This window comes from Serratia sp. 22278 (assembly GCF_052045405.1).
Taxonomy (GTDB): Bacteria; Pseudomonadota; Gammaproteobacteria; order Enterobacterales; family Enterobacteriaceae; genus Serratia; species Serratia marcescens.
Genome location: NZ_JBQEOW010000019.1, coordinates 1 through 20616 on the forward strand (window position 1 = coordinate 1; position 20616 = coordinate 20616).

A 20616-nucleotide genomic window follows, 5' to 3' on the forward strand; every position below is an offset into this window, starting at 1 on the left:
CCCGGGTGGCCGGAATTTGCTTTTTGTACGGCGTCCATGCTGAGTGCGCGGATGGCGTTGGCAAGCTCTTTACGAGAAGACATAACGAAACTCCAGTGCGATTACAGTTGAGCGGCCAACATGTCTTCCAGCTTCTGCTGGTCGACGGCGAACAGGCGAATGCCTTCGGCGAGTTTCTCCACCGCCATGGCATCCTGATTATGCAGCCAGCGGAACTCCGCTTCGGCCAGCGGAGCCGGTTGGTGGAAGCCTTCGGTAGACGGGGTCAGCTTGCGTTCGACCGGCTGCTCGCTGTTTTTCAGCTGTTCCAGCAGGTTTGGCGCGATGGTCAGGCGATCGCAGCCGGCCAGCGCCAGGATTTGCTCAACCTTGCGGAAGCTGGCGCCCATGATCACCGTCTGGTAACGATGACGCTTGTAGTATTCATAGATGGTGCGCACCGATTTCACGCCCGGATCCTGATCGGCGTCGTAGTCGGCGGCAGGCTGTTTGGCCTGATACCAGTCATAGATGCGGCCGACGAACGGCGAGATCAGATACACGCCGGCTTCGGCGCAGGCGCGGGCCTGGGCGAAGGAGAACAGCAGCGTCAGGTTGGTGTTGATGCCTTCTTTTTCCAGCTCTTCGGCGGCTTTGATGCCTTCCCAGGTGGAAGCCAGTTTGATCAGGATGCGCGATTTGTCGATGCCCTGTTCCTGATACATGCCGATCAGTTTGCGCGCTTTGGCGACGCACATGCCGCGATCGAACGACAGGCGGGCGTCCACTTCGGTGGAGATGCGGCCCGGCACGCTTTTGAGGATCTCGACGCCGATGTTGACCGCCAGTTTATCGCTGGCGTTGATCAGCTGGGTTTCCTTGCTGCCGCCCTGGCGGCGGGCATACTCCAGCGCTTCGGTGATCAGCGCTTTGTACTGCGGCAGCGCGGCGGCTTTCAGGATCAGCGAAGGGTTGGTGGTGGCGTCCTGGGGTTCGAACTGGCGGATGGATTCGATATCGCCGCTGTCGGCGACCACCGTGGTCAGCTGCTTGAGTGCGTCTAATTGATTCATTGATAAGCTCCTTGACCAAGCTCAATGTAGGGAAATGAGAACCTTTTTCATCATAGGGGGAACACACTGCATCATCGGATCGAGAATGAAAATGCGCTTTTTCTGATTGTTGCGATGGATAATAACAATGAATGCCGAATAAACCCAGGCGGAGCGCGGCTTGCGCGCGACCGCCATCGAGACTGCAGGCGGTTTAACGCCGTCCGGCCGCGTTTTCGTAATAGCCGATTCGCTCGACTTTCGGCGCCGATCCTCCCCCTTCAAACTCCGATTCCAGCCAGGCATCGACGATGGTTTTCGCCAGTTCGGCACCGATGACCCGCGCGCCCAGCGTGATGATCTGAGCATCATTGCTTTTGCGCGCCCGTTGGGCGGAGTAGGTATCGTGACATTGCGCCGCACGAATGCCGGGCACTTTATTGGCCACGATGCTCATACCGATGCCGGTGCCGCACAGCAGGATGCCCCGCCGATGTTTTTCCTCCCGTATCGCCTGCGCGACGCGATAGGCGATATCGGGATAGATCCCCGTTTCTGCGGCGCGATCCGTCGTGTAGTCAATGACGGGGATGTCCCGTTGTTGCAGGTGGGCAACGATCAGATCCTTCAGTTCAATGGCGGCATCATCGGCGCCGATGGCGATAGGCAGCATAGCGGTCTCCTGATTGGTAACGAAAAGGGTGGCGATCCTCGGTGGCGCCACGTTCATTACCGTATCCCTGTTTAATCAAATGTTCAATTGATGTTCTTTTGTTTTTTGCTGGATTTTTCAGTTTGCCACTGTAAAAGGTGATATCAGTCACTAAAAAAGGGCTTTCAATCGTTGTTTACCCTAGTTGAGACGGGTTTTTGAGCGATATCACACTTTGATAAGTTCACTGTGGGCAAATTGAACGCGCGGCGTTAGTGTTCATTTGTTCTTTGTTTGTATTAATGATCAAAATAAGTTCCCCTACCAGAGGAGAGTGCTATGTGTCAGACCTGCATAACAGAGGCGAAAATGGCGGCCGGTATCCCCGAGATCATGAAGGCGGTTGTGGCGTACGCCCCGAAAGATTACCGCCTGGAACAGGTGCCGGTACCGAAGATCGGCCCGAAAGAGATCCTGGTGAAGATCGAGGCCTGCGGCATCTGCGCCGGTGATGTTAAAGCGTTCGAAGGGGCGCCCAGCTTCTGGGGCGATGAAAAACAACCGGCATACATCAAGGCGCCGATGATCCCCGGCCATGAATTTATCGGCCATGTCGTGGGGTACGGCGAAGGCGTCGAGGGCTTCAATCTCGGCGATCGCGTGATATCAGAACAAATCGTTCCCTGCTGGCAATGCCGCTTCTGCAACCGCGGTCAGTATTGGATGTGCGAAAAGCATGACCTGTACGGTTTCCAGAAAAACGTTAACGGCGGCATGGCCGAGTACATGAAGTTCACCAAAGAGGCGATTAACTACCATGTGCCGGCCGACCTGCCGATCGAAAAAGCCATTCTGATCGAACCCTATGCTTGCTCCTTCCATGCGGTGCAACGCGCCAATATCAAACTGGGCGATGTGGTGGTGTTGGCCGGCGCCGGCACCCTGGGGCTGGGCATGATCGGGGCGATCAAAAAGTCCGGGCCTTCGAAGCTGGTGGTGCTGGATCTGTCCGACGAACGTCTGGCCTTGGCGAAGCGCTTCGGCGCGGATGTGACGCTGAATCCCACCCGTGACGACGTGCCCGCCGCGGTTAAAGCGATGACCGACGGCTACGGCTGCGACATCTACATCGAGGCGACCGGCGCACAGAAGTCCGTGGAACAGGGCCTGACGCTGATCCGCAAGCTCGGCACCTTCGTCGAATTTTCCGTGTTCAAGGATCCGGTGACCGTCGATTGGAGCATCATCAGCGACCGCAAGGAGCTGGACGTGCTCGGTTCGCACCTCGGCCCTTACTGCTACCCGCTGGTGATCGAAGGCATCGCCAATGGCGATCTGCCGACCGAAGGCGTGGTGACGCATACGTTGCCGCTGGAACAGTTCGCCGAAGGTTTCGAGCTGATGAAGCGCGGCATCGGTTCAATCAAAGTGGTGCTTAATCCAAACCTCTGAAACCTGCGTCGTTCCTCGGGTGCGGGCGAGCCTGCGCCTCCATAATCACATGTGCTGGGGTGTTCTATGTTGCATGGACTGATTCATCGCATTGGTCTGTCACCGAAACTGCTGCTGGGCTATGCCGGCGTGTTGGTGTTCATGATGGGCGAAGGGCTGGAACAAGGATGGCTGTCGCCTTATTTGATTGGCAAAGGGCTTAGCATTCAGGAATCGGCGCTGCTGTTCAGCGTTTATGGCTTTGCGGCCGCGATCGCCGCCTGGTTTTCCGGCGTGCTGGCGGAAATCTTTACCGCCCGGCGGGTGATGTTGGCCGGCCTGCTGCTTTTTCTATTCGGTTCGGTGTGTTTTTTGACGTTCGGCCTGCCGAGCAACAACCTGGCGATCATGGTGCCGACCTATGCGCTGCGCGGCCTGGGCTATCCGCTATTTGCCTACGGTTTTCTGGTGTGGGTGGCGTATGAGGCGCCGCCGGAAAGGCTGGGGTCGGCGGTGGGGATTTTCTGGTTCGTCTACAGCGGCGGGCTCAGCGTGCTGGGCGTGCTGTATTCCAGCATCATGCTGCCTTATCTCGGCGAGATCCACACGCTGTGGAGCGCGCTGATTTTCGTCGTGCTGGGCGCGGTGATTGCGCTGATGCTCAATCGCGACGACGGCGCGGCACAGAGCGGCAACCGGGAAAAAGCGTCGCTGGGTTACGTCTTGAAGGGCATCACCATCGCGTTTGAAAACCCGAAGATTGGCCTGGGCGGCATCGTGCGCACCATTAATACCTCTGCGGCTTACGGCTTCGTCGTATTCATGCCCATGTACATGATGGATATGGGGTTCACCCGCACGCATTGGTTGCAGATGTACGCCGCGCTGTGGACGGTCAACATCATTTTCAACCTGATTTTCGGCGTGATCAGCGACGGGCTCGGCTGGCGCAATGTGGTGATGTGGTTTGGTTGCGTCGGCTGCGCCTTGACCACGCTGATGTTCTACTACGTGCCGCAATTCTTCGGCGCCAATTATCTGCTGACCGTGTGCGCCGCCGGGTTGTTCGGCGCCTGTCTGGCGGCGTTTGTGCCGTTGTCGGCCATCATGCCGTCGCTGGCGCCGGATAATAAGGGCGCGGCGATGTCGATTCTCAATCTGGGCGCCGGCCTGAGCACCTTCGTCGGCCCGGCGGTGGTGGGGCTGTTTATCGGCAGTCTCGGCACCGTTGGCGTGATCTGGATCTTTACCGGCTTGTACCTGTTCAGCGGCGTGCTGATGAAATTTGTCACGCTGCCGAAAGAAAGCGCGACGGCGCAGGAGGAACGCGGCGCGAGTTTGGCGAAAATATCCTGACCGATCGTGAAGTTCACAGTTTTAAGGGGAAATTTATGATTAATCATCAAACTACGGCGCCGCGCGAGCTCTCGCTGCAGGGCAAGGTGGCGCTGATTACCGGCGGCGCTGCAGGGATCGGTCTCGCGATTGCCGAACGCTATCTGCAAAACGGCGCGCGCGTGGCGCTGCTCGATCGGGCGCCGCAGGTTGCGGAAGTGGCGCGACAGCTGGACGCCGAGACGGCGTTGGGCGTCGTGGCCGACGTCACCGATGCCGCGTCGGTGGAGCGGGCGGTGGCGCAGATTGAGGCGCATTTCGGGCGGCTGGACGTGCTGGTCAACAGCGCCGGCATCGTCGCGCTGCATCCGGCCGAGGAGCTGCCGGAAACGGCGTGGGATGCAACCCTGGCGGTCAATCTGAAAGGCGTGTTTCTTACCTGCCAGGCGGTAGGGCGCCGTTTCATTAGTCAGCGCGGCGGCAGCATCATCAATCTCGCCTCGCAGGCCGGGGTGGTGGCTTTGCCTAATCACCTGGCCTATTGCGCCAGCAAAGCGGGCGTTATCGGGTTGACCCAGGTGCTGGCGCTGGAGTGGGGACCACACAACGTGCGGGTCAACGCCATTTCACCCACCGTGGTTTTGACGGAGCTGGGCCGTAAGGCCTGGTCTGGCGAGGTGGCTGAGCAGATGAAGCAGAAAATTCCGCTGCGGCGCTTTGCTGAGCCGCAAGATATCGCCGCCAGCGCCCTGTTTTTGGCCGGTGACGCGGCGGCGATGATCACCGGCGCCAACCTGGTGGTCGACGGCGGTTACACCATTCAATAATTTCTTATTCAGGCGACAGAGAGGCCGCGATGAACAGAATCATTAACGATCCCGATCACGTAGTGGAAGACGCCATCCAGGGCTACAGGCTGGCCCACCCGAACTATTACGCCACCACCGACAATGCGCGGGTGTTGAAATATCCGCCTGCGCCGATCGCCGGCAAAGTGGGCATCGTCACCGGCGGCGGCTCCGGCCATGAGCCGGCGTTCCTGGGCTATGTCGGCAAAAACATGCTGGATGCCGTCGCGATTGGCGAGATTTTTTCATCGCCTACGGCGGGGGCTTTTCTCGACGCCTTCAAGGCGGCGGACAGCGGTGCGGGTGTCGCTTGCCTGTACGGCAACTACGCCGGCGACAACATGAACGTCAAGATGGCGATCAAGAAGGCGACGGCGGCCGGCATACGGGTGAAAACCGTGGTGGCCAACGATGACGTCGCCTCGGCGCCGGCCAGTGAGAGGGATAAGCGACGCGGCGTGGCCGGCGAAATTCTGATGTGGAAGGTCGGCGCGGCGGCGGCGGCCAAGGGATACGATCTGGACGGCGTGATCGGCGCGGCGCAAAAAGCCATCGACCGGTGTCGTTCGATCGGCGTCGGCCTCAGTTCCTGCACCATTCCCGCGGTCGGCAAACCCAATTTTCATATCGAAGACGGCAAGATGGAGATCGGCATCGGCCATCACGGCGAACCGGGCATTGAGGTATCGCCGATCCAGTCGGCGTCGGCGATGGCCGGCACCATGCTCGATTTTGTGCTCAACGATATGCCGTTGGAACAAGGCCAGGAGGTGGCGTTGCTGATCTCCGGGCTTGGCGCCACGCCGGTGATGGAGCTGTATATCTATTATGCCGAAATAGAGCGCCGGTTGACGGCGAAAGGCGTGCGGGTGCATCGGCGCTACGTCGGCAATTACTTCACGTCGCTGGAAATGATGGGCGTGACGCTGACGCTGATGACGCTGGATGACGAACTGAAAACGCTGCTGGACATGCCGGCGCAATCTTTAGGCTTAACCCAGGTGGAGTGAATCATGACGGAACAAATTTCAACCCGGTACGGCAGTGAGATCGTTACGGGGCTGATAGAAACCATTGTCAGCAACCGCGAATACCTGAGCGAAATCGACGGCGCCATCGGCGACGGTGACCATGGCATTAATATGTCGAAGGGATTCGCGATGTGCGGCGATGCCATTCGCGGCCGCGAGCTCACGCTGGCGCAGGCGTTCGATGCGGTATCGGATGCGCTGATGGAGGGCATCGGCGGTTCGATGGGGCCGCTGTACGGCAGCCTGTTCATGGGCATGGCGGAGAGCGTCCGTGAGCGCAGCGTGCTGGATAAGCAGGCATTTTTGGCGATGTTGCACGGCGGATTGAGCGAACTGCAGGACATCAGCAGCGCGGGCGTGGGCGACAAGTGTCTGATGGATACGCTGATACCGGCGGTGGCGGCGTTTGAGCAGGCGGCCGGGCGCGGTGACGACTTCGCCGCAGCGCTGGAAAAGATGAGGATCGCCGCGGAACGCGGGCGCGATTCCACGCGCGAGCTGGTGGCGAAAATCGGCCGCGCCAGCCGTCTGGGCGAGCGTTCGCGCGGCGTACTGGACGCCGGCGCGGTATCTTGCTGCCTGCTCTTGACCCGATTGGCGGACGAGGTGGAACAACGACTGAATACCGTTGCCGCTTGAACGCGTTATACTAGCGGGCATTCAGCCTTGTCGGAGGGGCGTGTATCGTCCCTCCGCCATCATCAACCGGCCTGCCGTGGGGAAACGTCTAACGGATGGAAAAACAAACTGTGTCCCAGGATAACGAACTGCTGACCGAAATCGCCGTTGCTTATTATCAGGATGAGATCACGCAGGAAGAGATCGCCAAAAAATTCGGCATCTCACGGATCAAAGTCGGTCGTTTGCTCAAGCGCGCCAAGGAAGAAGGCATCGTCGAGATCAACGTGCGTTATCACCCGGTATTCAGCACCCGGCTGGAACAGCAGATGATGGAACGTTTTCCCATCAGCCGCGCGTTGATCGCGCTCGACCATCAGGACGAAGAGGAACAGCGTCGGCAGGTGGCGGCGCTGGTGTCCAACTATCTGGCGATGTCGCTGAAAGACGATATGGTGTTGGCGGTCGGCCAGGGACGCAACGTGGCGGCGATCGCCGATCACGTCGGCAGCGTGACGGAACGCAACTGCAAGTTCATCTGCGGCATCGGCGGCACCCACCGTCCGGGCGATGCGATCAACGCCGACCATATCAGTCGGCGCTTGGCGAAGAAGTTCGGCGGCAGCAGCGAGACGCTTTACGCGCCGGCCTACGTCGAAAATCGCGCGCTGAAAGACGCCTTCATGCAGAACGGCACGATCAAGGAAACGCTGGACCGCGCGCGTAAGGCCGATGTGGCGTTAGTCGGTATTGGCGACATGAATGAAAACAGCTATATGGTGAAATTGGGGTGGTTTACGCCGCACGAGATTATCGACGCCAGCCTTAATCAGGGCGTGATCGGCGACATCGCCGGCTATGACTTTTTCAATGCTCAGGGGCAGCATGTCGACACGGTGATGAATGACAGAGTGATCGGGCTGAGCATTGATGAGCTGCGCAAAATCCCTTGCGTGATCGCCATTGCTTCCGAGAATACCAAGGCGTTGGCGATTTTGGGCGCTTTGCGCACCGGCGCCATCGACATTATCGCCACCAGCGCGCTCAATGTGCGCACTATCCTCAACATGTCGCAATAGCGGCACCTGCAAAAAAAAAGGGTTCAGCGCCAGGCTGAACCCTCAACGATCTCCTCATTTGACCGATTATTTGCTCAGGTTGACGTCGATCGCCTGATAGAAGGCGTTGGCGGTGTCGGCTATGTCCCACACGGCAAGGATCACGTGCGAACCGCTGCGATCTGCCGGTATGTTGCACTGGTGGGTGACCTGTGCGGCAGGGATGGCGCCGCCGTCGTTGAACTGGCAGAACGGCGTCAGGTCAAAGGAAGCGCGGGTCAGCGGCTGCGAAGCGTCCCAGTTCGGCTTGGTGATGAAATAGCGCCAGCTGGTGGTGCTGTGACGGGCGGTCAGCTTCCAGGTAAAGGAGTTCGGGCCGGTTTTCAGGTTGAGCTTGTTCCAGCGCGTCGGCGTTTGCTGATCCAGTTCGAAGAAGGTGGACTTGTCGGCGCTGGCGATGTGGCCGTCAGCCGGGCCGGCCTGTGGGAAGCCTTTCAGGCCTTCGACGCTCTGCGGTTCGTACTGCACGCTGCCGCACTGTGTGTTGAGCTGCAGTTTGCACTGATAGGCGCGGCTGGCCGGCGATTCGACATAACCGTGAGCATTCGCCTGTTGCGAAACGCCGAACATGGCCGCGCTCAGCAGGCCCAGAGAGAGCAGGGTACGGGAAGTTTTGTTCATAAGTCACTCCTGACTGAAATTATGTTGTAAGTTGAGCGTATTTCACCGACAAAATGAGAGACTAATAACGCAATTGGAAATAACCCTTCTTGTCGGCTTGTTTTATTTTTACCATTCTGGTTTGGCCGTAGATTGGAATGTTTTACCGGCTATTAACGAAAAATATTATGATGACGATCTTTGATCGTTAGGCCGAATTTATTTAACTGTCACAGTGTAAAAGCACGGCGCTATGATGAAATTTATATCAAGTAGTGATGAATAGTATTTAAGATAGCGCTCTCATTTATGAAGTATATTGCTTGTTGCGTTGAGTACCCTTGTTTGATTTGATCGATTTTTGTGCGCCACCACCTTGGGAATTTAGTGTCATTTTTCTTATTTTATTTTAAAGAGGAATTTGTATGACTAGATTATCCCTGGACGCGATTAAAATAATCAGCACCATCAAGAACACCGGATCTTTCTCTATGGCGGCGGAGGCGCTGCATAAAACGCCTTCGGCGATCTCTTATCGGGTTTCCAATATTGAAAGCAAACTCTGCGTGAAACTTTTTCATCGTAATGGCCCCATGATTACCTTGACGGATGAAGGGGAGTTTCTCCTGCAGGAGGGCAGCTGGATATTAAATGCGGTGCAGGATCTGGAAAGCCGGGTGCGCAACATTCCCAAGCTGGACAATAATATCCGCTTGGCGGTAGACACCTTCTTCCCGCTGGAAACGCTGACGCAGGATATCCGCGACTATATTCAGCATTGCCCGAACGCCAATATCTCGGTGCAGCGGGAAGCGTTGAACGGCACCTGGGATGCGCTGAAGAACAACCGGGCGGACCTGATCATCGCCATCGGCCAAATCCCCGACAGCGTGCAGGCCAAAACCCTGATGCTCGGCAAGCTCGACTTTGTGCTGTGCGTGTCGCCTTCCCACCCGTTCGCGGCGCAGAGAACGCCGGTATGCAAGAAGCAGCGGCTGAACGACATCGTGGTCGCGATCGCCGACAGCAGCCATGAGCTGCCCAAACGCAATCACGGCACGCTGCCCTTGCAGCGTCAGTTGGTGGTATGCGATGTGGAAAGCAATCTGGCGCTGCTCAAGCGCGGCATCGGCCACGCTTTTCTGCCGCCTGCGCTGATTGAAAAGGAACTGGCCAGCGGTGAACTGGTGACGGTGCCGGTGGAGATGCAAAAGGGGGACGAAATGATTTGGCTGGCGTGGCATCCGGCCAGCAAGGGCGCCGGGTTTAACTGGTGGCATGAGCGGCTGACGCGCAAAAGCGATGTCTACAGCCTGATGGGCCGCGAAGTGGTGCGGGATGGCGGTTATCCATGGTGCCACAACTGAAGGAATAGAGACGAAGGGACGCGAAAATCAAACGGTTAACTCAATGAAAACCCCGCAGCATTCGGCTACGGGGTTTTTTTACGGCTTACGCCAGGCGGCCCACCTTCAGCCAGGCGCTGTCTGAGCCGGGCGCCGAGGTGATGTAACCCCACTTGGTCTGCCAGACGTAGCCTTGATAGGACACCAGCGCGCCCTGGGCGTAAGTGGTGCCCGGCACATAGGCCGGCGCGGTCATGATCGGCAGGTTGCCGGGGCCGACGCCGGTGTATCGCAGGCCGGTGCCCATATCCAGCTGGCTGTCGTCGTAGTCTGCGGCGTTGAAATAGCGATCCAGCGCGGCCAGCAGATCGCCGTTGCGGTTGTCTTGCCCCAAATGCCAGAACATTACGCCGCCCAGCTGCTGCTGCTTGATGTACTTCGCTTTGTATTTGAAGCTCTCGGCATCGTCATAGGTAACAAACAGCCCGTTCTGCGCATGATACAGATACGGGGTTTTGGTCTTATCGTTCCACAACCGCTGATAGCCGTAGTTGCCCTGCAGCATCTGCTCCAGCTGGCGATAGGAGGCGATGCGTGGATCCTTGTCGCGCACGCACTCGTCGCAGCCCACCAGCCAGTAATCGGCGTTCGGATACGGATCTTCGCCCGGCGTGCTGTGGCTGCTGTACTGGCCGCCGTTGCCGCCGCTGACGCCCTTGAAGGCGCGGCCGTAGAAGGGCACGCCCATGACGATTTTGGCGCTCGGTACGCCTTCCATCATCAGGTGCTGCTGCACGGCGGCGTCGACCGTCAGGCTGAACGGGCTGGGGAAGGCGCGGGTCAGCTCTTCCCAGCTCCAGCCCAGATTGGCTTCGCGCAGCGCGTTGTAGAAGGTCGGCCCGGCCGCGTCGCCGAACAGCGCCGCCTGGTGGTTGGTGATCTTCTCCCAGGGGCCGGCCAGATCGTAGGTCATCAGGTTGATGTAATCGAGTGGCGCGACGATTTGCGCCAGCTTGCTGTAATAGCGCGACAGGAAGAAGGCGCCGCCAGCGCCGGCGATGGTCAACTGATACGGCAACGCCTGGCGGCCGTCCGCGATGGTTTGCTGGTTCAGCAAGGTGCGGATCTCCTGCAGCGCGGCGATGAAACCGTCCACTTCCGCCGCCTGCGGATACTCCCAGTCGATGTCCACGCCGTCGAAGCCGTAATCCTTCATGATGCGCACGCAGGATTGGGCGAACGTGGTGCGCGCCGCCGGGGTTTTCACCGCGTTGACGTAGTTGGCGTGCGACACGCCCAGATCGTTGGAGTAGTACCAGCCGCCGATGGAGAACATGATGCGCAGGCTGGGGTTGTGCGCTTTGAGCGCGGTTAAACGGTTGACCACATCGCGCGCCTTGGCGTCGTTGGTGGCCGGATCCCAGGCGCATTCCAGGTTGCTGTTGATATCCAGGAACGAGAAGTTAATGTGCGTCAGCTGTTTGGCTTTGGCCGGCGTGATGTTGGAAACCGGGAACGGTACGACAGACGTATCGGTCTCGGTGTAATTATTGATTTGGTTGGTCGGAATAAAATAATACCCAATAACGGCTTTGCGTGTGGACATGGCATTTCTCCAGAGTGGATGTTTTTCAATGGGGGAATATTCCCCGTCGCCATTAATGTTTATTTTCATCGAGAATAAAAGTCGAAATAAATCACCATAAGAATGAATTTTTATTAACTGCCGCATGCATTGGCGTTTTATGTGTTGTGCCAACGTTCAGCGTGAATGAATTCGACCATAGGGCCTGTATTTATTCATTTGCTTTGTAATAGCATCCTTAACTAGATTCTGAGTATCCGATGTCCCGCCGGCCGTGATTGGCATTTAATTAAAAATAAAAAGGAGATGAGCTATGTCCAGCATAGAGCCTGACGCTGTTGGCTTAATAGTCCAGCGAGTATGTGAATATCTTCAGCCGGTATTGAACGCCATTCTGGCCGGCGTGATGGCGCTATTACACGGTGCCTATCGCAACGTGGGTATTCGGCGCCGTTTATTGAATGCGGCGATGTGCGCGTTATTGGCCTGGACGGTGCGCGATGCGCTGGCGTTGATGGGCCTGGAATTAAAGTGGGCGAATTTGGCCAGCGTACTGATTGGTTTTATGGGGGCGGATTACATCAACGCCTTAATTAAAAAATTCATCGGAAAAAAGACGGGGTTTAAAAATGTTAAATGACATTGAAGAGATTCGTTTTACCGCCCGCAGCGAAGAGAACCTGCGCGGTGTGCACCCGGATCTGGTGCGCGTTATTCGCCTGGCGCTGCGTTATTCGCTGGTGCCGTTTTCCGTCAGCGAGGGGCTGCGCAGCATGGCGCGCCAGCGGGAAATGGTGCGCGCCGGCAGCAGCCAAACGCTGCGCAGCCGCCACCTGACCGGGCACGCGGTGGACGTGGTGGCGATGCCGGCGGGCGTGGCCTCCTGGGAGTGGGATTACTACGCGCAGATTGCGGTGGCGGTGCGGCGCGCGGCGCGTGAATGCGGCATCAACGTCGAATGGGGCGGCGAGTGGAAAACCCTCAAGGATGGCCCGCACTTCCAACTGCCGTTCCGGGACTATCCGGCATGAGCGGCTGGCTGCAAAAACTGATGCAGGGCGGCTTGCTGCTGTTGTTGCTGGCGGCCATCTGCCTGGGCGGCTATAGCTCGCTGTTGTCGCACCAGTTGGCGTCCGCGCGGCAACAGGCGGCGGAACTGCAAAAAAGCCTGGCGCAGCAGGCGGGGCTTATCGCCACCTTGCAGACACAGGATGCGCAAAATCGCGCGCTGATGGCGGCGCAGCAGCGGCAGGAACGGCAGTTGCGCCAACAACACGAGGCTTATCAGAGGAAATACCGTGAAGCGATTAAAAACGATCCCTGCGCCGCTCAGCCTCTGCCTGGCGCTGTGCTTGAGCTCCTGCGCCCGGCTGCCGCCGACGCCGCAGGCCGTGCCGCTGTTGCCCCCTGAGTCGGTGTTCGCTCCCTGTGAGCAGCCGCAGTTGCAGGGGGAGACCTGGGGGGATGCGGTGAGCTATGTCCTGGCGTTACAAACCTCGTTACACATTTGCGCCGGCCAAGTGGAGACGCTCAACGCCTGGCGCGCCACGCTGCCGCCGCGCTGACGGCGGCGTTTCTCTGCTCGTCTCGCAGATCTTCTTTTTTTACTTTTAAAACGCTCTTTCGACCAAGGTTATGGCGCGCTTCAAAGTTTGTGATGTTTCTCTCACTATACTTCAAGGCTGTGCCCTGTCATTGTAATTGGGCGCCATGGCCCACGGCAGGGCGCAGCCTCAAAGCCTTACCTCAACATAAAAGCAAAAAACAAAGGAATCCATAATGGACGAACAGCTCAAACAGAGTGCCCTTGATTTCCATCAGTTTCCTGTCCCAGGGAAGATCCAGGTTTCCCCTACCAAACCGTTGGCGACCCAGCGCGATCTGGCGCTGGCCTATTCGCCGGGCGTCGCCGCGCCTTGCCTCGAGATCGCCGAAGATCCGCTGGCGGCCTACAAATACACCGCGCGTGGCAATCTGGTGGCGGTGATTTCCAACGGCACGGCGGTACTGGGTCTGGGCAATATCGGCGCGTTGGCCGGTAAGCCGGTGATGGAAGGCAAGGGCGTTTTGTTCAAGAAGTTTTCCGGTATCGATGTATTTGATATCGAAGTGGATGAGCATAACCCTGACAAGTTAATCGACATTATCGCCGCGCTGGAACCGACCTTCGGCGGCATCAACCTGGAAGACATCAAGGCGCCGGAGTGTTTCTACATCGAACAGAAACTGCGTGAGCGCATGAAGATCCCGGTATTCCACGACGACCAGCACGGCACGGCGATCATTACCACCGCTGCGGTGCTCAACGGCCTGCGCGTGGTGAAGAAGAATATCTCCGACGTGCGGCTGGTGGTGTCCGGCGCCGGCGCGGCCTCCATCGCCTGCCTGAACCTGCTGGTGGCGCTGGGGCTGCGTCAGCAGAACATCACCGTCTGCGATTCCAAGGGCGTCATCTATAAAGGCCGCGACGCCAATATGGAACAAACCAAAGCCGCCTACGCCATCGAGGATAACGGCCAGCGCACGCTGGGCGACGCCATCCCGAATGCCGACATCTTCCTCGGCTGCTCCGGGCCGGGCGTCCTGACGCAGGATATGGTGAAAACCATGGCGCGCGATCCGCTGATCATGGCGCTGGCCAACCCGGAACCGGAAATTCTGCCGCCGCTGGCCAAAGCGGTGCGCCCGGACGCCATCATCTGTACCGGCCGTTCCGACTACCCGAACCAGGTGAACAACGTCCTGTGCTTCCCGTTCATTTTCCGCGGCGCGCTGGACGTGGGCGCCACCACCATCAACGAGGAGATGAAGCTGGCCTGCGTGCATGCCATCGCCGATCTGGCGCTGGCGGAGCAGAGCGACGTGGTGGCTTCCGCGTATGACGATCAGGATCTCTCCTTCGGGCCGGAATACATCATTCCGAAACCGTTCGATCCGCGCCTGATCGTCAAGATCGCGCCGGCGGTGGCCAAGGCGGCGATGGATTCCGGCGTGGCGACGCGCCCGATCGAAGACTTCGACGCCTATGTGGAGAAGCTGGCGGAGTTCGTCTACAAAACCAACCTGTTCATGAAACCGATCTTCTCGCAGGCGCGCAAAGAGGTGAAGCGGGTGGTGCTGGCGGAAGGCGAGGAAGAGCGCGTGCTGCACGCCACGCAGGAGCTGGTGTCGCAGGGGCTGGCCTTCCCGATCCTGGTCGGCCGGCCGAGCGTGATCGAGATGCGCCTGAAAAAGCTGGGCCTGCAGCTGACGCCGGGCAAAGATTTCGAAGTGGTGAACAACGAGTCGGATCCGCGCTTCAACGAATACTGGGGAGAGTACTACCAGATCATGAAACGCCGCGGCGTTTCGCAAGAGCAGGCGCGCCGCGCGGTGATCGGCAACCCGACGCTGATCGCCGCCATCATGCTGCATCGCGGCGAAGCGGATGCGATGATCTGCGGCACCATCGGCAGCTACCACGAGCATTACGACGTGGTGAAGAACGTGTTCGGCTTCCGTGAAGGCGCGCACGTCGCCGGCGCGATGAACGCGTTGCTGCTGCCGAGCGGCAACACTTTCATCGCCGACACCTACGTCAACGACGATCCGACGCCGGAACAGCTGGCGGAGATCACCCTGATGGCGGCGGAAACCGTGCGCCGCTTCGGCATCGAACCGAAGGTGGCGCTGCTGTCTCATTCCAGCTTCGGCTCGTCTGACTGCCCGGCGGCGCGCAAGATGCGCAAAACGTTGGAGCTGGTGAACGAGCTGGCGCCGGAGCTGGAGATCGACGGCGAAATGCACGGCGACGCCGCGCTGGTGGAGAGCATCCGCCACGATCTGATGCCGGACAGCCCGCTGAAAGGCTCGGCCAACCTGCTGATCATGCCGAACATGGAAGCGGCGCGCATCAGCTACAACCTGCTGCGCGTCTCCTGCTCGGAAGGGGTGACCGTCGGGCCGGTGCTGATGGGGGTCGCCAAACCGGTGCACATCCTGACGCCGATCGCCTCGGTGCGCCGCATCGTCAACATGGTGGCGCTGGCGGTGGTGGAAGCCCAGACCGAACCGCTGTAAGCCCGGGTTGAGTGACTGGCCCCCTGTGCCGTTGGCGCCGGGGGCTTTTTTATTTCCAGCGGGCGTGGTACAAATAATCGTCAAATATGTACATGTACAGGTAAAGAAAATGACTACGATTAGCTATACGGCGGCGAGAAACAATTTGGCCGAGGTGCTTTTGGAAGCGCAAAAACAGCCGGTGGAAGTGACGCGCCGCGGACACGATGAGGTTTACATCATCAGTAAGGCCGACTATGAGGTTTTGGTCAAAGCCAAAGTGAAAGCGCGCATTCAGGCTAAACACGCGGATACGATTAAGGCGCTGGCGAATAGATGATCTTTTTGACCGCAGAGGATATTGCGGAGTTCAATGCTGAAATTGTGCCTCACGGCCGCCAGGAAGGCAGCAAAGTTGAGGCTGTAGCCAACCGCGTGCTCAATGCTTACCACTACGAGAACGTCACAGACGTATACCGGTTGGCCGCGCTCTATCTCATCGCCATCAGCCACGGTCACATTTTTCTTGATGGCAACAAACGTACGGCCTTCCAAAGCATGGCGCTATTTCTCGGTATTAATGGCATTGCACTGCGGGAAGACGCAGAACTGGTCGAAATTACGGTTGAAGCAGCTCAAGGCCGCCTCAACGTTGAACAAGCCGCGGAGCAACTGCGCCGGCTAACCGAGTAACTCCCATTCTCATGCCTTGCAGCGCGCGGCGATGGCGCGGATATCCTGCGGGGTGGTGCGGCAACAGCCGCCGATCAAATGTGCGCCGAGCGCACGCCACTCTACCGCCTGATCGGCCAGGCTGCCGTGTTCGCCGCCGCAGGCGTGCCAGGTTTTGCTCACCGCATCGTAATGCTCCCCGGAGTTCGGGTAGACCAGCAGCGGTTTGTCGGCCAGCGCGCTCAGCTGACGCAGCGCCGGGGCGACCTTGTCCAGCGCGATGCAGTTGATGCCGATCGCCAGCACCTGCGGGTTGCCGCGCAGTGCGGACATGACCTCCGTCAGCGGCGTGCCGTCGCTGAGGTGTTGGCTGTCGCGCAGGGTGAAGGCGAACCAGGCGCCGAGCGTCGGGAACTCCTGCAACAGCGTCAGCAGCGCCTGTAGTTCAGCGAACGACGGCAGCGTTTCGCAGGCCAGCAGATCGACGCCGGCGGCGGCCAGCGCGGCGAGGCGAGGGCGGTGGAAGGCAATGAAGTCATCCTGCGCCAGCCGATAGTCGCCGCGGTATTCCGAGCCGTCGGCCAGATAGGCGCCGTACGGGCCCACCGAGCCGGCGATCAGCAGCGGCGCCGCTTGCGGGTGTGCGGCCAGATAATCGCGGCGCGCCCGCTGCGCCAGCTGCACGCTTTTGGCGATCAGCGCCAGCGACTGATCCTGATCCAGGCCGCGGCGCAAGAAGCCCTGCGGTGTGGCCTGATAGCTGGCGGTGATGGCGCACTGGGCGCCGGCGTTGAAATAATCGAGATGCACCTGATAGATAAGCTCGGGATTTTCAATCAGCACCTTGGCCGACCACAGCGGATCGGTCAGGTCGCAGCCGCGCGCTTCCAGTTCGGTGGCCAGCGCGCCGTCCAGGATCAGCGTCGACTGTTCGGCCAGCAGGCGGGCGACGGGGTTGTTAACCGACATGTTGTTCTCCCAAAGCATTTTTTTGCCCGGCGCGCCGGGTCAGGAAATAGGTGAGGTAGCACAGGGCGACGAACGGCAGCCCGCAGTAGAGCGCAATGCGCTGCTCCGGATCGAACGCCAGCCCGATGCAGGCCAGCAGGCACAGCGCAAAGCCGAGGATCGGCGTCAATGGATAGCCGGGCGCGCGGTATTTCAGGCCGCTTATCAGCTGGCCGCTGCGCAGGTAGGCGCGGCGGAAAGCATAGTGGGCCGCGCAGATGCTCAGCCACACCGCCACTACCGCAAAGCCGGAGATCGCCGACAGGGCGACGAACACCGTGTCCGGCGCGATCACGCTGGTCAACAGCGCCAGCACGCCGCCGAGCATGCTGAAGGTCAGGGCGTTGATCGGAATGCCGCGCGCATTGACGCGCGCAAAGTAGGCCGGCAGGGTGCGCTGGTGGGCCAGCGACCACAGCATGCGCCCCGAGGCGTACAGGCCGGAGTTGGCCGCCGACAGGATGGCGGTCAGGATCACGAAGTTGAAGATATCGGCGGCGTAAGGCACACCGATGCGTTCAAACACCAGCACGAACGGGCTTTTGACGATCCCCGCCTGATCCATCGGGATCAGCGCCGCCAGCACGAAGACCGTGCCGATAAAGAACAGCATCAGGCGGATCACCGTGGTGCGGATCGCCAGCGGTACGACTTTTTCCGGGTTCTCGGTTTCACCGGCGGCGATGCCGATCAGCTCCGTGCCGGAGAAGGCAAAGTTCACCGCCACCATGGTCATCAGGATCGGCAGCGTGCCGTGCGGCAGCCAGCCGGAAGCGGTCAGGTTATGCAGGAACGGCGCCGGGGTGCCGTCTTTCATCGGCAGCAGGCCGAACATGGCGGCACCGCCCAGTATGATGAACGCCAGAATGGTCACCACTTTGATCAGCGAAAACCAGAATTCGCTTTCGGCAAAAAAACGGGTGGTCACCACGTTAAGCAGGAAAATGGCCGCACAGAAGAGCAGGCACCACAGCCACACCGGCGACTGCGGGAACCAGTACTGCATGCAGAATCCGGCGGCGGTCAGGCTGGAGCCGAGCGCCACCGTCCAGGTGAGCCAATACAGCCAGGCGACGGCATAGCCGGTGGCCGGCCCCAGATAGCGCGAAGCATAGACGTGAAAGGCGCCGGTTTCCGGCATCGCCACCGACAACTCACCCAGGCACAGCATCACCAGATACACCACCAGCGCGCCGATCAGGTAGGCCAGCAGCGTGCCGAGCGCGCCGGTGGTGGAGATGATGTAGCCGGTGTTGAAAAACAGCCCGGTGCCGATCACGCCGCCCAGCGACAACATCACCAGGTGCCGGGCCTTCATGCTGCGTTTGAACTGCCCTGCGGCGGGCGCCGATGCGTGCATAATAATCTATCCGTATAGACGTCTAAATATCTGAATGGCTATTGGTTATACCCGTAATGCCTTTTTAACGCAATGCGCCACCGGCGATCGCCGCGTAAAAAAATCATTAAGCCGGATCTATATGCAAATGATAATTATTATCTATAATGTCGCCATTTTCGATAATGGGGCAACATGATGAGATATTTGATTTTATTGGCGGCCTTGGCGCTCGGCGCCTGCAGCCAAACGTCGGTGAAGGCGCCGGCCAATGACGTCGCGAGTTTGGGAAGCATCACCGATCTGCACAGCGGCGCGGCCCTGACGCCGGAGCAGCTGTTGACGCGATTGGCGCAGCAGCCGCGGGTGATCGTTGGGGAAAAGCATGACAATCCTTGCCACCATCAGATTGAGCAATGGCTGGTGCAGCAACTGCCGCAGCGGCGGCCGCAGGGCAGCGTGCTGATGGAGATGATCAACCCGAACCAGCAGGCGCAGGTAGACAAGGTCAAACAGTGGCTGCAGAGCGATCCCACGGTGCGTGACGGCCGCGTAGCGGAACTGATCGCCTGGCAGCCGGGCTGGAAGTGGGAGCTGTATGGCGGGGTGACGATGGCGGCGATGCGCGCGCCTTACCCGCTGTGGTCGGCCAACCTGGATCGCAGCGAGATTACGGCGTTCTATCAGCAGCCGCAGTTCCCGGCGGGGCAGCTATCGGCGCAGCCGGCGGTGCGCAAGGCGCTGGAAGAGACCATCCGCACTTCGCACGGCGGCAAGATTGAGGCCGATCAACTGCATGCGATGTTGGCGATCCAGCAGCAGCGCGATCGGCGCATGGCTGAGCGCTTGCTGGCGGCACCGACGCCCGCGCTGTTGATCGCCGGTGGTTATCACGCCGCCAAATCGGTGGGGGTGCCGCTGCACGTGCGGGATCTGCAACCGGCGGCGGTGCCGACGGTGCTGATGCTGGCGGAACCGGGCGTACAGGTCGATGCGAACACCGCAGACTACCTGTGGATCACACCATCAGTGAAATGAATACGTTAAGAGAGTGAAAAGGGGTGTTAATTATAGTTGCAAATGATTATCATTAGTAAATGTGATCTGCAATCATTCGCAATTAAGCAAGCTAATGCCCCTATGTTAAGTCAGTCTTACTCCCTCCCGGCCTTTGAACTGCCGCAGCCGCGCTGGGCGCGCGGCCTGCTGCTCGCCCTGGCGGCGCACGCGGCGTTGGTGCTGCTGTTTTATTGGCCGCAGACGGCGCTGGAGCCGGTGGCGCTGCCGCCGCCGGCGGTGATGATGAGCTGGGCGGCGCAGATTGAAGCGCCGGAAAGCAAGCCGCTGCCGCTGGGCGTGCAGCAGGCGGAGTCCGCCGCAGCGCAGCCCGCTGAGCAGCAGCAACAGCCGGATCTGCCCAAGCTGGCGCGCGCCGATAAAGCGAAAATCGTGACGGCGCAGAAGAAGCGCGCCGAACACCGTCCCCCGCAAAAAGCGCAGCCGAAGCCGCAGGAACAGGCCAAAGAGACGCGCAATGCCGCCGCGTCCAGCGCCGCCGCGCCGCAGGCGCAGACGCTCTCCCACCACACCGCCGCCCCGATCAACAGCGACGCCAACAGCAACGCGCAGGCCAAGCTGTCGTGGGAGAGCCTGGTGAAAGGCAAGCTGAACCGCATCAAGGATTACCCTTTGGATGCCCGCAGCCGCCGGCGCAGCGGCATGCCGCAGGTCAGTTTCAGCGTCGATGCGCAGGGGCGGGTATCGAACGTGATCCTGCTGGCGCGTTCCGGCACCGCGTCGCTGGATCGGGAAGCGGTGGCGGTGGTATCGCGCGCGCAGCCGTTGCCGCCGCCGCCGCCGGAGATGCTGCAGCAGGGGGCCGTCAGGGTGACGATGCCGATCGATTTCAATCTGGCGGAGCTGAACGCCCGCCGTTAATGCCTGCAGACGCCGCCTCGCCGCCG

Annotated in this window: 23 protein-coding genes; 16 read left to right on the forward strand and 7 right to left on the reverse strand. The window is 59.6% G+C overall.

The features are described 5' to 3' along the window. From ACTJJ6_RS22345 to rpiB, 3 genes are all read right to left on the reverse strand, one after another. Positions 1-83, reverse strand: an 83-nt coding sequence (locus ACTJJ6_RS22345; RefSeq protein ID WP_134267863.1) for a hypothetical protein, incomplete at its 3' end; no start/stop codon positions are given. Positions 84-101: 18 nt separating this feature from the next. Continuing rightward, entirely contained in the window at positions 102-1052 is a 951-nt protein-coding gene (tal, locus tag ACTJJ6_RS22350; RefSeq protein WP_016926754.1) for a transaldolase, read from the reverse strand. A 193-nt stretch (positions 1053-1245) separates the two neighbouring features. Further along, positions 1246-1704, reverse strand: a complete 459-nt coding sequence (rpiB, locus tag ACTJJ6_RS22355) for a ribose 5-phosphate isomerase B (RefSeq protein ID WP_004936593.1) — start codon at positions 1702-1704, stop codon at positions 1246-1248. A gap of 318 nt (positions 1705-2022) precedes the next feature. Here rpiB and ACTJJ6_RS22360 point away from each other — a divergent pair, with 318 nt between their 5' ends. The 6 genes from ACTJJ6_RS22360 (at position 2023) to ACTJJ6_RS22385 (ending at position 8025) form a co-directional block, all read left to right on the forward strand. Then, positions 2023-3135: an MDR/zinc-dependent alcohol dehydrogenase-like family protein gene (locus ACTJJ6_RS22360; RefSeq protein WP_028127773.1), complete on the forward strand. Its 1113-nt coding sequence runs from the start codon at positions 2023-2025 to the stop codon at positions 3133-3135. Positions 3136-3201: 66 nt separating this feature from the next. Beyond that, positions 3202-4470 (forward strand): MFS transporter, encoded by a 1269-nt coding sequence (locus ACTJJ6_RS22365; RefSeq protein WP_004936588.1) that lies wholly within the window; start codon positions 3202-3204, stop codon positions 4468-4470. Between the two features lie 35 nt (positions 4471-4505). Next, the gene (locus tag ACTJJ6_RS22370; RefSeq protein ID WP_440803002.1) at positions 4506-5276 is read left to right on the forward strand and encodes an SDR family oxidoreductase; all 771 of its coding nucleotides are present in this window, start codon (positions 4506-4508) and stop codon (positions 5274-5276) included. A 29-nt stretch (positions 5277-5305) separates the two neighbouring features. Further along, on the forward strand, positions 5306-6307 hold the full coding sequence (locus ACTJJ6_RS22375; protein WP_049299553.1) for a dihydroxyacetone kinase subunit DhaK: 1002 nt from the start codon (positions 5306-5308) through the stop codon (positions 6305-6307). A gap of 3 nt (positions 6308-6310) precedes the next feature. After that, positions 6311-6967: a dihydroxyacetone kinase subunit DhaL gene (gene dhaL, locus ACTJJ6_RS22380; protein ID WP_033639687.1), complete on the forward strand. Its 657-nt coding sequence runs from the start codon at positions 6311-6313 to the stop codon at positions 6965-6967. Between the two features lie 95 nt (positions 6968-7062). Next, entirely contained in the window at positions 7063-8025 is a 963-nt protein-coding gene (locus tag ACTJJ6_RS22385) for a sugar-binding transcriptional regulator (protein ID WP_004936575.1), read from the forward strand. Positions 8026-8091: 66 nt separating this feature from the next. Here ACTJJ6_RS22385 and ACTJJ6_RS22390 read toward each other — a convergent pair whose 3' ends face one another. Beyond that, the gene (locus ACTJJ6_RS22390; RefSeq protein ID WP_004936574.1) at positions 8092-8685 is read right to left on the reverse strand and encodes a lytic polysaccharide monooxygenase; all 594 of its coding nucleotides are present in this window, start codon (positions 8683-8685) and stop codon (positions 8092-8094) included. Between the two features lie 404 nt (positions 8686-9089). Between ACTJJ6_RS22390 and ACTJJ6_RS22395 the strand changes: the two genes are divergently transcribed. Beyond that, a complete protein-coding gene (locus ACTJJ6_RS22395; RefSeq protein ID WP_033639688.1) occupies positions 9090-10031 on the forward strand; it encodes a LysR family transcriptional regulator in 942 nt (313 codons plus the stop codon). Between the two features lie 85 nt (positions 10032-10116). Here ACTJJ6_RS22395 and ACTJJ6_RS22400 read toward each other — a convergent pair whose 3' ends face one another. Then, positions 10117-11616, reverse strand: coding sequence for a glycosyl hydrolase family 18 protein (locus ACTJJ6_RS22400; protein WP_164053730.1), 1500 nt, complete (start codon positions 11614-11616; stop codon positions 10117-10119). Between the two features lie 292 nt (positions 11617-11908). Between ACTJJ6_RS22400 and ACTJJ6_RS22405 the strand changes: the two genes are divergently transcribed. The 7 genes from ACTJJ6_RS22405 (at position 11909) to ACTJJ6_RS22435 (ending at position 16326) form a co-directional block, all read left to right on the forward strand. Next, positions 11909-12235, forward strand: coding sequence for a phage holin, lambda family (locus tag ACTJJ6_RS22405; protein ID WP_004936551.1), 327 nt, complete (start codon positions 11909-11911; stop codon positions 12233-12235). Next, positions 12225-12626: a M15 family metallopeptidase gene (locus ACTJJ6_RS22410; RefSeq protein WP_049299551.1), complete on the forward strand. Its 402-nt coding sequence runs from the start codon at positions 12225-12227 to the stop codon at positions 12624-12626. Before ACTJJ6_RS22405 ends, ACTJJ6_RS22410 begins: the two co-directional genes overlap by 11 nt. Continuing rightward, complete coding sequence (locus ACTJJ6_RS22415; protein WP_049299550.1) at positions 12623-13006, forward strand: DUF2570 family protein; 384 nt, start codon at positions 12623-12625, stop codon at positions 13004-13006. The genes ACTJJ6_RS22410 and ACTJJ6_RS22415 overlap by 4 nt, the downstream gene beginning before the upstream one ends. Next, positions 12987-13160, forward strand: coding sequence for an Rz1-like lysis system protein LysC (gene lysC / locus ACTJJ6_RS22420; RefSeq protein WP_170913148.1), 174 nt, complete (start codon positions 12987-12989; stop codon positions 13158-13160). Before ACTJJ6_RS22415 ends, lysC begins: the two co-directional genes overlap by 20 nt. A 214-nt stretch (positions 13161-13374) precedes the next feature. Further along, entirely contained in the window at positions 13375-15654 is a 2280-nt protein-coding gene (gene maeB / locus ACTJJ6_RS22425) for an NADP-dependent oxaloacetate-decarboxylating malate dehydrogenase (protein WP_016926766.1), read from the forward strand. Between the two features lie 7 nt (positions 15655-15661). After that, positions 15662-15973, forward strand: coding sequence for a type II toxin-antitoxin system Phd/YefM family antitoxin (locus ACTJJ6_RS22430; RefSeq protein ID WP_228009741.1), 312 nt, complete (start codon positions 15662-15664; stop codon positions 15971-15973). Beyond that, the gene (locus tag ACTJJ6_RS22435) at positions 15970-16326 is read left to right on the forward strand and encodes a type II toxin-antitoxin system death-on-curing family toxin (protein ID WP_044030725.1); all 357 of its coding nucleotides are present in this window, start codon (positions 15970-15972) and stop codon (positions 16324-16326) included. The genes ACTJJ6_RS22430 and ACTJJ6_RS22435 overlap by 4 nt, the downstream gene beginning before the upstream one ends. A 9-nt stretch (positions 16327-16335) precedes the next feature. On the opposite strand, the gene mmuM is transcribed toward ACTJJ6_RS22435, so the two are convergent. Both mmuM and mmuP read right to left on the reverse strand, forming a co-directional pair. Beyond that, entirely contained in the window at positions 16336-17274 is a 939-nt protein-coding gene (mmuM, locus tag ACTJJ6_RS22440; protein ID WP_440803014.1) for a homocysteine S-methyltransferase, read from the reverse strand. Beyond that, complete coding sequence (gene mmuP, locus ACTJJ6_RS22445; protein ID WP_440803016.1) at positions 17264-18673, reverse strand: S-methylmethionine permease; 1410 nt, start codon at positions 18671-18673, stop codon at positions 17264-17266. Before mmuP ends, mmuM begins: the two co-directional genes overlap by 11 nt. A gap of 177 nt (positions 18674-18850) precedes the next feature. Between mmuP and ACTJJ6_RS22450 the strand changes: the two genes are divergently transcribed. Continuing rightward, on the forward strand, positions 18851-19690 hold the full coding sequence (locus tag ACTJJ6_RS22450) for a ChaN family lipoprotein (RefSeq protein ID WP_164053732.1): 840 nt from the start codon (positions 18851-18853) through the stop codon (positions 19688-19690). 102 nt (positions 19691-19792) lie between these two features. Then, positions 19793-20590 (forward strand): TonB family protein, encoded by a 798-nt coding sequence (locus ACTJJ6_RS22455; protein WP_143778435.1) that lies wholly within the window; start codon positions 19793-19795, stop codon positions 20588-20590. Positions 20591-20616: the final 26 nt, after the last annotated feature.